Source organism: Streptomyces sparsus (assembly GCF_054776295.1).
In genome coordinates this window covers 21,842-36,769 of sequence record NZ_BAAHCA010000007.1, presented here as the reverse complement: position 1 = coordinate 36,769, position 14,928 = coordinate 21,842, and the positions used below count along the sequence as shown (strand labels likewise).

Sequence of the window (14,928 nt, the reverse complement as noted above, 5' to 3'; positions counted from 1 at the left end):
CGCGACGACATCGCCGCCGGCCGGCGGCACGGCCCCCGCATCCTCAGCGCCGGCACGCCGCTGACGGGCGTCGGCGGCCACTGCTGGTTCCTCGGCGGTGAGGTCGACGGCCCGGACGCCATCCGGGAGTTGGTCCGGCGCAACGCGGAACTCGGAGTGGACGTGATCAAGGTGATGGCGACGGGAGGCGGCGTCACGAAGAACGGCCCCCCGATCTGGGCCTCGCAGTTCACCCCGGCGGAGCTGCGCCTCGTCGTGGCGGAGGCGGCCCGCGCCGGACTGCCGGTCGCGGCCCACGCGCACGGCACCGAGGGCATCGCCGCCGCGATCGCCGCCGGTGTGGCCACCGTCGAGCACTGCACGTGGATCGCCGAGCACGGATTCGACCTGCGGGAGGAGCTGGTCGCGGAGATCGTGGCGAAGGGCATCCACGTCTGCCCGGCGGCCAGCCCGGACTGGCGCGGCTTCGCCCAGCGCTTCGGACCCGAGCGGGCCGGGCAGATGTTCGACCACCTGCGCTGGATGCGCGAGCAGGGGGTACCGCTGATCGCGGGTACCGACGCCGGCGTGAGCCGCGCCGTCTTCGACGACTTCGTCTCCAGCCTGGAGTTCTTCGAGTACCTCGGCTGCACTCCCGCCGAGGTACTCGACCTGGCCACGGGTGAGGCCGCGCGGGCGCTCGGCATCGCCGACACCACCGCCCGCCTCCGGCCCGGCTACCGCGCGGACCTGTTGGTCGTCGACGGCAACCCGCTCAGCGACCTCCAGGCCCTGCGCCGCGTACGCCTGGTCATGTCCGGCGGCCGTCTCTGCCCCTGACGCTTGCCGGGAACGCCGCACACCGACCCGCGGAGTGTGGGGGCTGCCGGACGGGTGGTCAGGCGTCGTCGTCGAACGGTTCGTCGTTCCAGCGGAACCACGCACGGTCTCCGTCGACGTGAAGCAGGAACTCCGGAACGGGACCGTCGGGCGACGCCAACGAGACAGCCGCTGCGATCTCGTCGTAGACCTTCTCCCACTCGGCCCAGTGCTCGGCATCGTCGAACGCAGCCAGTTCGAGCTCACGCGCGAACAGGTGCCGGACCTCGGTGAAGGCTGGCCCAGCTGTGAACCTGCCGTACAGCCAGGGGAAATCGGCCTTCTCGATCGCGATCTCACCCACCAGCTCCTGAGCGCGCCACACCTGCCAGACCTCGTCCGTGAACCCCACCCGTCGCTCCCCCGCATTGTATGCCGTTCTCAGCCTCGCGCACCATAGTCCCCGGTACCTGTGACACCCGATGGTGCGGCCCCGCTCAAAGCCGCCATGTCACGGCGGCCGAACCCACGTCAGCCTGGTCCGCGCAGGCAGCGGACGACGAACGTCATGTGCTGGAGACTGCCGGCTCGCAGCCACTGCTCGTGCTGGCCGGTGCCCTTGCTGGACGTGAGCGGCCCGCCGGCGCAGGCACGCAACCACGCCTCGCCCGCGCTGGCGTTCTCACCCCGGAACTCGGGCAGTTCGACGATGCGGGCGGCTGCCGCCCGGGCGATCGCCGTGCGATGTCTGCCACCGGTCAGGACCTTGCACAGCACGAACGAGCGCTCGGTCGTGTAGCGCAGCAGCCCCCACGGCGGCCCGTTCCTGGAGGGCGCCTGGGCCAGGGCGGTCGTGGGCTGCACGCAGTAGTCGCCGTAACGCAGTCGCGGGAGATACGTGCGGCGCCCGGCCCGCACCTCGTCCCAGGTCTCCCAGTCACCGCGCGGCTCCTCCCGTACCCGCCCAACCTCGACAAGGTCGCCGGTGACCGGGGGGAAGGCCCCGCAGAGCACGGCGACGGTACGCCAGCGCTCCCGCAACGGCACCAACTCGTCGAGCGCCCGCAACGCCTCCTTGCCCGCCTCGCGACGCACGGCGCCGACACTGCCGAGGTCCAGCAGCAGATCAACGGGCACCGAGGGATCACCACGGGCGAGAAGCCGGCCGACCCGCTCCGGGACGACGCCGTCCCACTCCCCCGGCAGCACGACACGGAGACCGAGCCCGCTGCCGCGGACGTGGGCCGCGTCCCAGGCGGCCTCCTGCTGGGCCCTGCCCCGTCCGGGACCGGTGACGGGGCGCAGCAGCGACGACTCGTCGTACGCGGCCAGGAAGCGTTCGACCGCGGTGGTCTGCGCGTCGTCGGCGAACGGCGCGTCGACCCAGCCGGGGTGGCGCCGGTGAGCCCCCCTCACCGCGGTCAGTTCCGCCTGGTGCAGGGGCCCCACGTAGTCGGCCGCCGGCATTCCGGGGCACGGGGGCAGGTTCCACAGCGGCACCACCGCCGCCTGCACGTCCGGCGCGAGGTGCTCGTAGGCCGTCCTGGCGTGCCGCCGGACGGGTAGGACGGGAACATAGAGCGGTTCGGCCATCGCGGCTCCCCCTCGGCGCAGCCCCGCGTGCTTCCCTCCCGTTCAGGGTCGAGGTGTGACCGAGCGAGTCGAAAGGGAGCGTTTTCAGCCTGGTGTCCGAAATGCCACAGCCGTGGCGGCGGTACCGCGGTGCGGGGCCGGCCGTCGGGGGTGAGGGAGCGCACGGGCAGGCGGGCAGGCGGGCAGGCGGGCAGGCGGGCAGGCGGGCAGGCGGGCTCAACGACGGGTGCTTAGAATCGGGTTCCATGTCTAAGCCTGACGAGCTGCTCGTCGAAGTCGCCGCCCTGGTGGAGTCCGGGCAGAGCAATCAGATGTCCTTGACGGTGGTCACCAGCGGGACCGTCATCACCGGCCGATTGGCCCCCGAAGCCGCCTGGCGGCAGCGCGTCTCGGAGGTGCTGACGGGCTCCGCGACCCTGAGTGGTTTCTCCGCTGTGTTCGACACCCCGCCGAAGCAGGACGGGCCACCCACCCACCTGCACTTCCACGTCGCGCGCATCCTGCAGGGCACGGTGGGCATTCCCGAGACGGGTGGCATGTACCGGGTGGCGATCGAGGGCGTCAGCGCCTGGACCATGGGCGACTTCAGCTACTCCGAGCGCTGAGCGACCCACTCGCGGAAGACCGGTACGCACAGTGCGGCCCGCCCGGCACACGCCGGGCGGGCCCTACCTGCGCCTGCCCTCCCCCACGACGCACCCGGCTACCGATACGGGAGCCGGGTGGCGCACGCCGACCGGGCTCCATCGCACTTCCCACCTGTCCGGGCGACGCCGACACGGTATGCGGTCGTCGCCACGGCGAAGCTGCCCGGCCCCCGTGCGCCGCGCGGGGCCTCCCGCAGGCCCGCCTTCGCCCACCGCACGGGCTCGTCCGGCATCGGCTCACGCATCGTGGAGTTGCCGTTGCGGTCTTCCCTGGAGCGCCCCCTGCGGTGGGTTCCCACCGATAGGATTCGCCAGGTCTGCGGCCTTGAGGGGAGCGCCGCGGCGGCCCGGGGCCGGGCAACGAAGCGACACGGCGGCAAGAGGCGGGACGGCGCATGCGGGAAGGCCGGTGGACGACGGTCACCGAGTCCGGGTTCGACCACGAGCACCGCGGTCTGGAAGCCATCCGGAAGCGGCTTCCGGACGCCGATCCGTGGCGGGCGTGGTCGAACTTCACCTTCACCGCGCACACCGGTCACGTCCGGGAGGTGGATCTCCTCGTCGTCGCCCCCGGCGGGGTGTACATGATCGAGCTGAAGGACTGGCACGGCTCGGTGACCAGCGAGAACGGCACCTGGATCCAGACCACTCCCGGCGGCCACCGGCGTCCGCACGGCAATCCCCTGCACCTGGTCAACAAGAAGGCGAAGGAACTGGCGTCGCTCCTTGGCCAGAACGGCCGGCGGGTGTGGGTCGGCGAGGCGGTCTGCTTCACCGACGGCGGCCTGCGCATCCGTCTTCCCGCGCACGACCAGAACGGCGTCTACGGCGTCGAGGAGTTGGTGGCGATGCTCGAGCAGCCGCCGCGCGACGAGCGGCGGCGGATCACGGGCATCGGTTCCCGTGAGGTGAAGGCGGCGCTGGACCGGGTCGGCATCCGGCGCAGCGAGGCCGAGTACAAGGTGGGCCCGTACCACCTGGAGCGGAAGTCCTTCGACTCCGGCGAGACCTGGGCCGACTACCGGGCGAAGCACAGCGAGCTGCCCGAGGTGGCCCGGGTGCGGGTCTATCTGAGCGAGCGCGGGTCGGAGAAGTCGATCCGGCGGTCGGTGGAGAACGCGGCCCGCCGGGAGGCGGCCGTGCTCCAGCGGTTCCGCCACCCGGGTGTCGTCCACCTCAAGCAGTACTTCCCCTCCGGTCACACCGCGGGCCCCGCGCTGATCTTCGAATACCACCCGCAGACCCTCCGGCTGGACGAGTACCTGCTCCAGCACGGCAAGGGGCTAGACATCCTCGGCCGCATGGCGCTGGTCCGCCAGCTCGCGGAGACGATGCGCTCCGCGCACTCCAGCCGCATTCACCACCGCGCGCTGGCCGCCCGCTCGGTGCACGTGGTTCCGCGTCCCCGAGGCCGTCGCGGGCAGGCGGTCGGTGAGGACGCGGCCTGGTTGAACCCGCGGCTGGAGATCTCGGACTGGCAGATCGCCACGCAGCGTGCCGCCGGAACGGGTGATGGAAGCAGCAGCGGCGTGCACCGCCTCGCGCCGACGTCCCTGTCCGCGACGCACCTTCCGAAGAGTTCGGACCCCTATCTTGCCCCGGAGCTGACAGCCCTCCACGCCGATCCGGTGTACCTCGACGTGTACGGCCTGGGGGTGCTCACCTACCTGCTGGTGACGGGCAGGCCCCCGGCGGCCAGCCAGGCCGAGTTGCTGGCGCGGCTGGAGGCGGGCGAGGGGCTGCGCCCAAGCTCCCTGGTGGACGGCCTGTCCGAGGACATCGACGAACTGGTGCAGGCGGCGACCGCGTACCGGCCGGGGCAGCGCCTGTCGTCCGTGGACGAGTTCCTGGAGATGCTGGAGATCGTCGAGGACGGTCTGACCGCGCCGAGCGCCGTCTCCGACGGCGTGTCCGAGGGTGAGGCCGCCGCGGACGTCGAGGAGAAGGACCCGCTGGAGGCGGTCGCCGGGGACGTGCTCGGCGGGCGCTGGGAGGTGCGCCGACGCCTCGGCACCGGGTCCACCAGCCGGGCGTTCCTGGTGCGCGACCTGGAGGCGGAGGCCCGCCGGACGCGTCCGCTGGCGGTGCTGAAGGTGGCACTGTCGGACAGCAGGGGCGTGGTGCTGACCCGCGAGGCCGAGGTGATGGGCCGACTGCGTCCCGACTCGCGGGTGATCCGGCTGGTCGAGCCGGAACCGCTGCGCGTCGTGAACCGAACCGTGCTGGTCCTGGAGTACGTCGGCGACGAGCGGGACACCGACGACCGGGCGGCGGACGCCGCCGAGTCCGGCACGCCCTCGCGCTCCCGCCGCCGGGACGAGACGGTCGCCCGCCAGTTGCGCGAACGCGGCCGGCTCCAGATGGACCAGTTGGAGGCGTACGGCGACTACCTGTTCGGTGCCGTGGACTTCCTGGAGGGCGAGAGTGTCTGGCACCGCGACATCAAGCCGGACAACATCGCCATCCGCATCCGCCCCAACCGCACCCGTGAACTCGTCCTCATCGACTTCTCCCTCGCGGGTTATCCGGCGAAGGACACCGACGCCGGCACCGAGGGCTATCTCGACCCGTTCGTCGGCACCCTGACCCGCTCCACGTACGACTCGCACGCCGAGCGGTACGCCGTCGCGGTCACCCTGCACCAGATGGCCTCGGGTGAACTGCCCCGGTGGGGTGACGGCTCGGTGCCGCCCCGGATGACCGACCCGGGCGAGTTCCCGTATCCGGTCATCGCGGCCGACGCCTTCGAGCCCGCGGTGCGGGACGGCCTGGTGGCCTTCTTCCGCAAGGCCCTGCACCGCCACGCGACGCGGCGCTTCCCCGAGCTGAAGCCGATGCGGGACGCCTGGAAGCGGATCTTCCTCGACGCCTCGCAGACGCCGCCGTCCAGCCACCGTCCGCGCCAGCTTGAACCGGCGCCCGTCGAGGCCGCAGCCGGGGGCGGGCGGCCCGCCATCGCGGACGCCGAGCCGCTCACCGCCGACGAGCAGCGCGACCGCCTGGCGGAGCAGGTCACCCGGGAGACCCACCTGTCGGCCGCAGGTCTGACCCCGGCCGCCGAGTCCTTCCTGTACGGCCTCGGCATCACCACCGTCGGCGGCCTGCTCGACCACAGCCGCAGCAAGCTGCTCAACGCCCCCGGCCTGGGCACCAAGACCCGCACCGAGGTGCAGCGCCGCCAGCGGCAGTGGGGAAAGCTGCTGCGTGAGGCGCCGCTCTCCCCGCTCACCCCGAAGGGTCGCGCGGAGGCGAAGGAGGAGCTGGCCCAGCTCACCGTCACCGAGTCGGCGATGCTGGGCGCGCTCGCCGTGGGCGAGGGCGCGGGCGGCCTGAGCGAGTCCGCGCTGCGCTCGGTGAGCCTGGACGCCCTGGCCACGCTCTTCGTGCCGGAGCTGAACAACAACCGCTCCAACAGCAACAAGGTCGAGATGGTCCGGCTGCTGCTGCGCCTGCCGAACGAGCGCGGTGAGCTGCCGGGCATCGGGGTCTGGCCGAAGCAGAAGGACGTGGCGGAGGCGCTCGGCCTGTCCGCCGGACGCATCCCGCAGATGCTGAAGGAGGAACGCAAGCGCTGGAAGAAGCACCCGGCGATCCAGGCGCTGCGCGAGGAGATCATCGACCTGCTGGTGGGACTGGGCCGGGTGGCGTCCGCCGTCGAGATCGCCGACGCCCTGTCCGTGCGACGCGGCACCCAGCTCCCGGGCCGCGAGCAGCGCCGCGCGCTGGCCCTCGCCGCGGTGCGGGCCGTGGTGGAGGTCGAGCAACTCCAGCCGGAGGAGGCGGAGTTCCAGCACCAGGCCAACCGCAAGGCAACCGAGGACGCGCTGGCCGCCGGGCTGCTGGCGCTGGACGTGCGGGAGGGCGACGGGCCGGACACCCCGGCCGCCCCCGGCCTGCTCGACTACGCGTCACGTCTGGGCCGGACCGCGGACCGGCTGGCCGGTCTGGAGACACTGCCGACCGCCACCACCGTCCTGGCCGATCTGAGCGCGCTCACTCCGCCGCCCGGACTGATCGAGTGGGACGAGCGGCGGCTCGTCGAGCTGGCCGCCTCCGCCTCGGTGAACGCCGCCGCCACACCCCGCCTGGAGATCTACCCGCGCGACCTGCCACTGGTCCGGGCGCTGCGCCTCACCCAGGCGGGCCTGGTGCGGCTGATCCCCAGCGTTCCCGACGCCCGGCAGCCGGGCCTGCCGCCCGGCGACGTGCACGAGCGGGTACGGACGCGCTTCCCAGAGCTGGTGGTGCCGGACGGCCGGGGCGGGACGACGCGTGAGCTGCCGCTCGGCGGCCGTCTGACGAAGGCCCTGCGCGACGCCGGCTTCGACCTCACCCTCTCGACCCGGGAGGACACCAGGACGCTGCGCTACCTCCCCACCCGGATGGACAACGCGTCCAGCTACCTGACGTCCGGCACCTCCCGACGCGCCACCGACGTCGGCGCGGTGACCCGCTACTCGGACGATCCGCTGCTGGCCGGCGCGGTCCGCGCGGACGAGCGCCTCACCGCCTCGGCCCGGCGGGACGGCTACCGGGTCCTGACCGTGCACGACGGCCGCACCCCCGAAGCGGTGCGCAGGCTGTCCGCGGACCGCATCGGCGCCCAGCCGGTGTCGGTGACGGCGCTGTTCCTGGAGGCCCTGCACGCCCTCGTCCCGCCCGGCACGAAGCCGACCTGGGAGACGCTGCTCAAGGCGGACGTGGCCGAACCGGGCTCGCGCGGCGCGGCGAAGTTCACCGAGTACGCCCGGACGGCCTGGGGCACGGTCGAGCCGCGGGTGCGGGACCTGCTGTCGCCGGAGGCAGGGACGGGCCCGGTGCTGCTGACGGAGGTCGCCGTCTTCGCGCGGTACGACGCGATGGGCGTCCTGGACCGGCTGGCGGACGCCGCCCGGCAGGGCGGACGCGGCCTGTGGCTGCTGGTCCCGCAGCCCGACCCGGCACGCGAACCCAGACTCGGGTCGGTGGCGGTCGCGTACCAGGCGGGCCTGGGCGAATGGATAGAGCTTCCGGACTCGTGGGTGCGCGACAACCACCGGTCCGGTGTGGTCGACATGCACGGCAGCAGAACCAAGGGAGACAACAAGTGATCGACCGCAAAGCCCTGTTGGACGACCTGAAGCAACAGGTCAAGGCGGTGGAGACGGACCTCGCACAGCAGGTGAAGGCGGTCGGTGAGGTCGGCACCCGGCTGCGTGCGGAGCACGAGCGGGCGCGGAAGCTGGGCCGTACGGCGGCAACCTGGAACTCCTGGCTGGACGAGCGGGTCACGCAAGTCGCCGTGGCCTGGGTGCTGGGCACGGTGTTCGTGCGCTTCAGCGAGGACAACCGTCTCGTCCCCGAGCCCTACCTGACGGCGCCGGAGACCGACCGCCGCGACCTGGCCCTCGCCCGGTTCGAGGAGTACGTCGCGAAGTCCGAGGATCCGACGTACCGGGGCTGGTTGGAGCGGGCCTTCGAGGAGCTGGGCGCGGGACAGGCGGGCCGGCTGCTGTTCGACCGGCGGCACAACCCGCTGTACCAGATCCCGCTGTCGCACGACGGCGCCCGCGACCTCGTCGACTTCTGGCGCACCCGCGACGAGGCGGGCACCCTCGTCCACGACTTCACCGACCCGCTGGAGGTGGACGGCGACGGCACCAGCGGCTGGGACACCCGCTTCCTCGGCGACCTCTACCAGGACCTCAGCGAAGCCGCCCGCAAGACGTACGCGCTGCTCCAGACGCCGGAGTTCGTCGAGGAGTTCATCCTCGACCGGACCATGGACCCGGCCGTGCGGGAGTTCGGCTACGACGGCCTGAAGATGATCGACCCCACCTGCGGCTCCGGCCACTTCGTCCTGGGCGCCTTCCGCCGCCTGGTCCGGCTCTGGGACGAGGGCCAGCCGGGCCGTGACGTGCACGAACGCGTCCGGGCAGCACTGGACTCCGTGCACGGCGTCGACCTCAACCCCTTCGCCGTGGCCATCGCCCGGTTCCGCCTGCTGGTCGCCGCGATGGCGGCCAGCGGCGTGCACACGCTCGCAGAGGCGGCGAAGTACGAGTGGCCGATCCACCTCGCCGTGGGCGACTCCCTCATCAAGCACCGGCACAAGCAGGGCAACCTCTTCGACGACCTGGAGGAGGACGGCGCCGACGAACTCGCCGACTTCAAGTACCACACCGAGGACGTGCAGGAGCACCCGGACATCCTCCGCCAAGGCCGCTACCACGTCGTCGTCGGCAACCCGCCGTACATCACGGTCAAGGACAAGAAGCTCAACGAGCTGTACCGCGAGCTGTACGACGCCTGCGCGGGCAAGTACGCACTTTCGGTGCCGTTCGCCCAGCGGTTTTTCGAGTTGGCAATGGTGGGCGACGCGGAGAGCGGGCGCGGCTACGGCATGGTCGGCCAGATCACAGCGAACTCGTTCATGAAGCGGGAGTTCGGGACTCGGCTGATCGAGACGTACTTCGGTCACGAGGTGGAACTGACCGAGGTCATCGACACCTCAGGGGCATACATTCCGGGGCACGGGACACCGACGGTGATCCTAATGGGGAGGCGACGGGGAGGCGACGGTCGATCTCAGACCATTCGCACCGTGCGAAGCATCCAGGGAGAGCCCAGCTCGCCAGTCCACCCAGAAAAGGGATTGGTATGGGGTGCCATCAGACGGCAAATCGACGACCCTGGATCAGTAAGCCAGTGGATTTCAGTTGATGACCTACATCGCAATCGCTACTTCGGAAAGTCGCCATGGATCCTGCTAGACGGAGGGCTTGAACTTGTTCAGCATATCGAAAAAGGAGCAGCCTCAAACCTTCGAGAACATCTTGCACTAGACATCGGCTTCGGAGGAATCACAGCAGAGGATGACGCCTTCCTCTACCCCAACTTGCGAGCAGCCCAGCGATTTGGCCTCGAAAGCACCATGCCAATGGTCACCGGGGACGCCGTTCGAGACTACATAATTAATCCCCAGTTCACCAGCGCCTGGCCGTATCGAGAAAACCTGGAGGCACACGCAGCCGAAGACATTCCGGGAATCATGCGCACCTTGTGGCCGAATCGACGCATTCTTCAAAGACGCAAACGCTTCGGAAGGGTGATTGAAACCCTTCCCGATCTCAACTGGTTCGAGTACGGGGAGCTATACAAAGAAAAACTCCGCCATTCGACATCCATCACATTCGCCGAAGTCGCCACACATAATCACTTCGCACTAGACAACGGAAGGAAGGTTTTTAAGCAGACCGCCCCCCTAATCAAGCTAAATAAAAACTCACACATTAGCGATCATCACAACATTGTTGGATTCTTGAATAGCTCGACAGCGGCGCTATGGCTAAAAATGAAGTGCCACAATAAGGGCAGCACCGTCGACTCTCGCGGCGCCCGCCAGACCACGGTCCCGTTTGAAGACTTTTACCAGCTTAACGGAACAAATGTTGCCAAGTTCCCACTCCCAAGCAGTAACACAATTCACATCTCAACGAAAATTCACGCACTAATTCAAGATTTCACCGCCACGGGTCCTGCTGCTGTTACAGCGGAAACCCTTCCTACTACCTCGAGGCTCTACAGGGCCCGCGACACGTGGCACTCCACCCGCGCCCGGATGATCGCACTGCAAGAGGAACTAGACTGGCAGGTGTATTCACACTATGAGTTGCACCCCGAGGATTTGTTCATCTCAAGCGATCCTGATTCTGCCGAGATCCCCGCACTTTCTCTAGGTCAGCGCGCCTTTGAGATCGTGCTAGCACGCAGGATCGCGGCAGGCGAAGCCAGCGATGAGTGGTTCAAGCGGCATGGGTCTACGCCCATCACTGAGATCCCGGAGCACTGGCCGGCCGCCTACCGGGATGTCGTGCAGAAGCGGATTGACGCGATCGAGTCGTCGCGGGCCATCGGCATGATCGAGCGGCCGGAGTACAAGCGGCGGTGGGCCACCGAGGGGTGGGACTCGCTTCAGGAGAAGGCACTGCGGTCCTGGCTGCTGGACCGGATCGAGGGCCGGGCGCACTGGTTCGACGAGAACGAGACACCTGCTCTCATCACGCTGTCTCGACTCACCGACAATCTGTCGCGCGACGAGGACTTCGTCTCCGTCGCCAAGATCTACGCCCCCCGCAAGGAACTTCCCGCCGTCGTGGCCGAGTTGATGAGCGTCGAGCACGTGCCGTTCCTGGCCGCTCTGCGCTACAAGCAGTCCGGACTGAAGAAGCGGGCGGACTGGGAGCACGTCTGGGACCTTCAGCGGCAGGAGGACGCAGCTCCGGACGAGCCGGCGAAGCGCAAGATCCGGGACACCATCCCCGTGCCGCCGAAGTACACCTCGGCGGACTTCCTGCGGCCCTCCTACTGGCGAGCGCGCGGCAAACTGGACGTGCCCAAGGAGCGGTTCATCTCCTACGGCCAGACGAACGCGGCCACGCCGCAGCTCTACGGCTGGGCCGGCTGGGACCACCGGGAGCAGGCGGTCGCGCTCGACACGTACATCGCCACCCACGAGGCGCTGACGACCGAAGAAGTCACCCCGCTCCTGGCCGGGCTGCTGGAACTCCAGCCGTGGCTGGACCAGTGGCACAACGAGCCCGATCCTGTCTTCGCACCGACCCCGGCGAAGTTCTTCGAGGGCGACCGCCAGATGGAACAGGGCAAGCACCGCCTCACCGACGACGACCTGCGCGCCTGGCGCCCCGCCGCCACTCGAGGACGCCGCACCACCAACAAGTAGCCTGCCCGACAGCGCTGACGGCCCTGGCGATCAGAACCGATCGCCAGGGCCGTCAGCATTGCTCATGCAGTCAACTGGTCAGTGCTGACAGCAGACACGAAGGAGGACCAAGCCGCAGAAGAGATCACAAGCGCTGGGCCCTCCGGGTTCTTGCTGTCACGCACAGGCACGACAGCGGGGAGGCCGTCAGCCACTTCCACGCACTGACCGCCGTCCGAATTGCTGTAGCTGCTCTTGCGCCACGCCACGGCGCTCAGGTCGATGGTTCGCATGGCGCTTCCTCCAACACGCGCAGGATGTACTTGCGCGACTCCTCCGGGGACAGGGCCAAGTCGCGTACCGCATCGTACATTTGCTGGAGACACTCCACCTGACCCGCCGCCTCGATGAGATCGCCTCGGCTCGCACTCTCGACGTAGGCCACGGTACGACCGTCGGGCTCCCGCAGGAACATGACGTCCGTGTGGGCAAGGCTGTGGGGTCCAGCGCTGTGCAGCAGCACTTGCAGCGTCACCGCCGGGCGTTTGGACATCTCGGCCAGATGCACCAACTGTTCGCGCCACGCTGCCCGGTCCCTCAACGGCGTACGTAGCACCGTCTCGGAGAAGATCGACCGAAACTGCGGCGCACTGTCGCCTTCCAGCAGGTCGCAGCGGCTCAGCCGGGCCTTGACCTGTTGCTCGACCTCTTCGTCCTTCAGGCGCCCCGCCGCCAGCACCTCCCTCGCGTACCCGGAGGTCTGCAACAACCCTGGCAACACGCCCACCGCGAAGTGCCACATGCTCACCGCCTCCGCCTCCAGGGCCATGTAGCGGCGGTAGCGCTCGCGGAACTGGGTGTGGTCGCCGGCCGCCAGCTCCCACAGGGCCAGCAGCAGACCCGGCGTCTCGTAGTAGGTGTCGAGCGCCTGGACCAGCTCCGGGCTGCCCAGCGTCTCGCCCTTCTCCAGCTTGCCGAACAACGACCAGTCCCAGCCCAGCCGTTCACCCACCTGCCGCAGACTCACCCCCCGCGTCGCCCGCAGTCTGCGCACCTCCTCCGCGAACCGCTGGCGTGGTTCCTGACTCCGGCCGGTGATGACGCGACGCTGCGGCATACCGCTCCCCCTCGTACCTCTGGCGCTGATGGTCGACGTGGAACGTGTGGCAGTCACTCCACGGGCCGCGGCAGCACAGCCCGCGCACGACGCCGGTCGTTCCCGTACGGGCGCATTCTCGTGACACCCGCACTACGCACAGTAATAGAGCCTGCGCAGCCGGGTCAGGAGAACAGCACACCCGCCCCCACGAAGGAAGCGACTCCCATGAGCGCAACACCGGAAGACCACCACGCCCCCGTCCCCGTCCCGTCGTCCGCAACCAGCAGCCCGCCGCCGTCCCCCAAGATCCAGGAAGCGCTGGACGCCCGCGACGCACTCGCCTACGCCCTCTCCCGGGCCGGCATCCAACTCCCCGCCATGGACATCCGCACCCCCTGGCCGGACGTACGGGAGGGTGAACCGCGCTACGCGCTCGTCCAGCTCGGCGTGTGCTCGGCCCCCGTCGCCCACGCCCTCGCCGAGGTGATCACCAAGGGGACCGCCCGATGACAACCACCGGCACCCCGGACCCCACCCCCCGTCCCACCATCCGCCCGACGCCGGACCCCACCCCAGCCCTCACCCGCGAGGCGGACACCGCCAGGGCCACCCACCAGCCACGCGAGCGCAGCACCCCCTCCATCGGCGACGTGGCCTCCGTCGGGGATGCCGTGCGCGACATCGCCAGCGAACGTGTGGGACGGGTCATGGGCCGCGAAGGGCCCTACGTCCAGTTGCGCCCGCTCGCCGGTGGCCGCGAATGGGACGCCGAACCGGGCGACCTGCGCCCCATGAGCCAGTCCGAACTGCTGAGCGCCCTCCTCACCGAACTCAACGCCCGCAGCCGCCGCACACTGTGAGCCCCGGCCCGACCCGTCCCGTCGGCAGACCAAGCCAGAGGCAACCGCCCAGCCCATTAGCGCCAGTGAGGGCCTCGAACGGTCATCGGCTGTGTGCCCTGTTCGAGCTGGCTCGCCACACCGGACTCCGCAAGGGCGAACTCCTCGGACTACGCTGGGAAGACCTCGACCTCGACACGGGCACCGCCGCCATCCGCCGCACCCTTCAGCGCACCACCACAGGCGGACTCACCACGCTGCCCACCAAGACGCGGGCCTCCGAACGACGCATCGCCCTCCCCACCCGCTGCCTCCAGTCACTGAAGCACCACCACGAACAGCAGCAGCGCGAACGCGAGATCGCGGGCGCAGCGTGGCAGCACAGCGGGCACGTGTTCACCACCGCGCCGGGCAGAGCGATCGACCCGACCAACCTCACCCGAACCTTCACCACACTCCTCCGCAAGGCCGACCTCCGCCGCATCCGCTTCCACGACCTCCGCCATTCGACCGCCACTCTGCTCCTGGAACAGGGCGTCGAACTCGTCGTCATCAAGGAACTCCTCGGCATTGCGCTCGGCAGCCCTGATACCACCGAGACGGCGCGCTCTGACGGCGATGAACCGCCGCCCTGTGCCGCCCTCGTCCGCTGACGTTGCCGTCAACTACTGCCGTCACCCCATACTGAAGCCCCGCCAGGATGCACCTGGCGGGGCTTCAGGTTTGCTTCAGCGACCTTTTGCCGACCGACGCAGAACCTCTATCACCGATTCCTGTAAAAGGAGTCCGCAGCCCTAAGGAATGACTCTAGCCTTTCAGTCATTCCAGGGATTCCAGCCCTACCTCCGAGGGGAGGTGGCATGTACTTCACAAAGCCCTCCATCTCCTCCGGGTATTCGAAATCCGCATAGAGCTCCTCAATGATATCGAACAGCTGCTGGCGCGCTGGGACGTTTTCATACAGCCAAGCCATGGAGAGATAGACCCACACAGCAGCAACCTCGGGCGAGTCGTCGGCGTGACCTGCTGAAATATCAGGAAGGTCCCCACATCGAACCTCCTCTGGCAACGCAAGCGCCCACCGCTCCTCTGTCTCCGAGAGCTCAGCGCCCTCCTGCAACTTGGCCAGGAGAATCTGCACAGAGGAATGATCATCCAGCCACCCCCAGCGCCTGCCGTAGGCCACTTCCGTAGCCGTTAGGGTCACACGGCCGACAATGAAGCTTCCCGGAATCTTAAACCTGGCCATCT

11 protein-coding genes and 1 pseudogene are annotated in these 14,928 nt (G+C 69.2%); 7 read left to right on the top strand and 5 right to left on the bottom strand.

Features of this window, described 5'->3' with window-relative positions; translation table 11 throughout:
• Positions 1-819 (top strand): amidohydrolase family protein (locus tag ACYVE9_RS01530; RefSeq protein ID WP_461025841.1); only part of this gene is annotated, 819 nt, incomplete at its 5' end.
• 58 nt (positions 820-877) lie between these two features.
• On the opposite strand, the gene ACYVE9_RS01525 is transcribed toward ACYVE9_RS01530, so the two are convergent.
• Positions 878-1,210, bottom strand: coding sequence for a hypothetical protein (locus tag ACYVE9_RS01525; RefSeq protein WP_461025840.1), 333 nt, complete (start codon positions 1,208-1,210; stop codon positions 878-880).
• A gap of 119 nt (positions 1,211-1,329) precedes the next feature.
• Entirely contained in the window at positions 1,330-2,391 is a 1,062-nt protein-coding gene (locus tag ACYVE9_RS01520) for a beta family protein (RefSeq protein ID WP_461025839.1), read from the bottom strand.
• Positions 2,392-2,636: 245 nt separating this feature from the next.
• On the opposite strand from ACYVE9_RS01520, the gene ACYVE9_RS01515 reads away from it, so the two are divergent.
• The 3 genes from ACYVE9_RS01515 to pglX all read left to right on the top strand — a co-directional run bounded on the left by ACYVE9_RS01515 (position 2,637) and on the right by pglX (position 11,760).
• Complete coding sequence (locus ACYVE9_RS01515) at positions 2,637-2,996, top strand: hypothetical protein (RefSeq protein WP_461025838.1); 360 nt, start codon at positions 2,637-2,639, stop codon at positions 2,994-2,996.
• A gap of 437 nt (positions 2,997-3,433) precedes the next feature.
• Positions 3,434-8,128 (top strand): BREX system serine/threonine kinase PglW, encoded by a 4,695-nt coding sequence (pglW, locus tag ACYVE9_RS01510; RefSeq protein ID WP_461025837.1) that lies wholly within the window; start codon positions 3,434-3,436, stop codon positions 8,126-8,128.
• Complete coding sequence (gene pglX / locus ACYVE9_RS01505; protein WP_461025836.1) at positions 8,125-11,760, top strand: BREX-2 system adenine-specific DNA-methyltransferase PglX; 3,636 nt, start codon at positions 8,125-8,127, stop codon at positions 11,758-11,760. Before pglW ends, pglX begins: the two co-directional genes overlap by 4 nt.
• Before the next feature lie 62 nt (positions 11,761-11,822).
• Here the strand turns inward: pglX and ACYVE9_RS01500 are convergent, their stop codons facing one another.
• Together ACYVE9_RS01500 and ACYVE9_RS01495 are read right to left on the bottom strand one after the other, a co-directional pair.
• Positions 11,823-12,032: a DUF397 domain-containing protein gene (locus ACYVE9_RS01500; protein ID WP_461025835.1), complete on the bottom strand. Its 210-nt coding sequence runs from the start codon at positions 12,030-12,032 to the stop codon at positions 11,823-11,825.
• Positions 12,014-12,856, bottom strand: coding sequence for a helix-turn-helix domain-containing protein (locus ACYVE9_RS01495; protein ID WP_461025834.1), 843 nt, complete (start codon positions 12,854-12,856; stop codon positions 12,014-12,016). Before ACYVE9_RS01495 ends, ACYVE9_RS01500 begins: the two co-directional genes overlap by 19 nt.
• A 207-nt stretch (positions 12,857-13,063) precedes the next feature.
• On the opposite strand from ACYVE9_RS01495, the gene ACYVE9_RS01490 reads away from it, so the two are divergent.
• From ACYVE9_RS01490 to ACYVE9_RS01480, 3 genes and pseudogenes are all read left to right on the top strand, one after another.
• Complete coding sequence (locus tag ACYVE9_RS01490) at positions 13,064-13,348, top strand: hypothetical protein (RefSeq protein ID WP_461025833.1); 285 nt, start codon at positions 13,064-13,066, stop codon at positions 13,346-13,348.
• Positions 13,345-13,698 (top strand): hypothetical protein, encoded by a 354-nt coding sequence (locus ACYVE9_RS01485; RefSeq protein WP_461025832.1) that lies wholly within the window; start codon positions 13,345-13,347, stop codon positions 13,696-13,698. Before ACYVE9_RS01490 ends, ACYVE9_RS01485 begins: the two co-directional genes overlap by 4 nt.
• Before the next feature lie 71 nt (positions 13,699-13,769).
• Positions 13,770-14,330, top strand: a pseudogene (locus ACYVE9_RS01480) (site-specific integrase); the annotation flags it as partial.
• A gap of 110 nt (positions 14,331-14,440) precedes the next feature.
• Here the strand turns inward: ACYVE9_RS01480 and ACYVE9_RS01475 are convergent.
• A complete protein-coding gene (locus ACYVE9_RS01475) occupies positions 14,441-14,926 on the bottom strand; it encodes a DUF2247 family protein (RefSeq protein ID WP_461025842.1) in 486 nt (161 codons plus the stop codon).
• Positions 14,927-14,928: the final 2 nt, after the last annotated feature.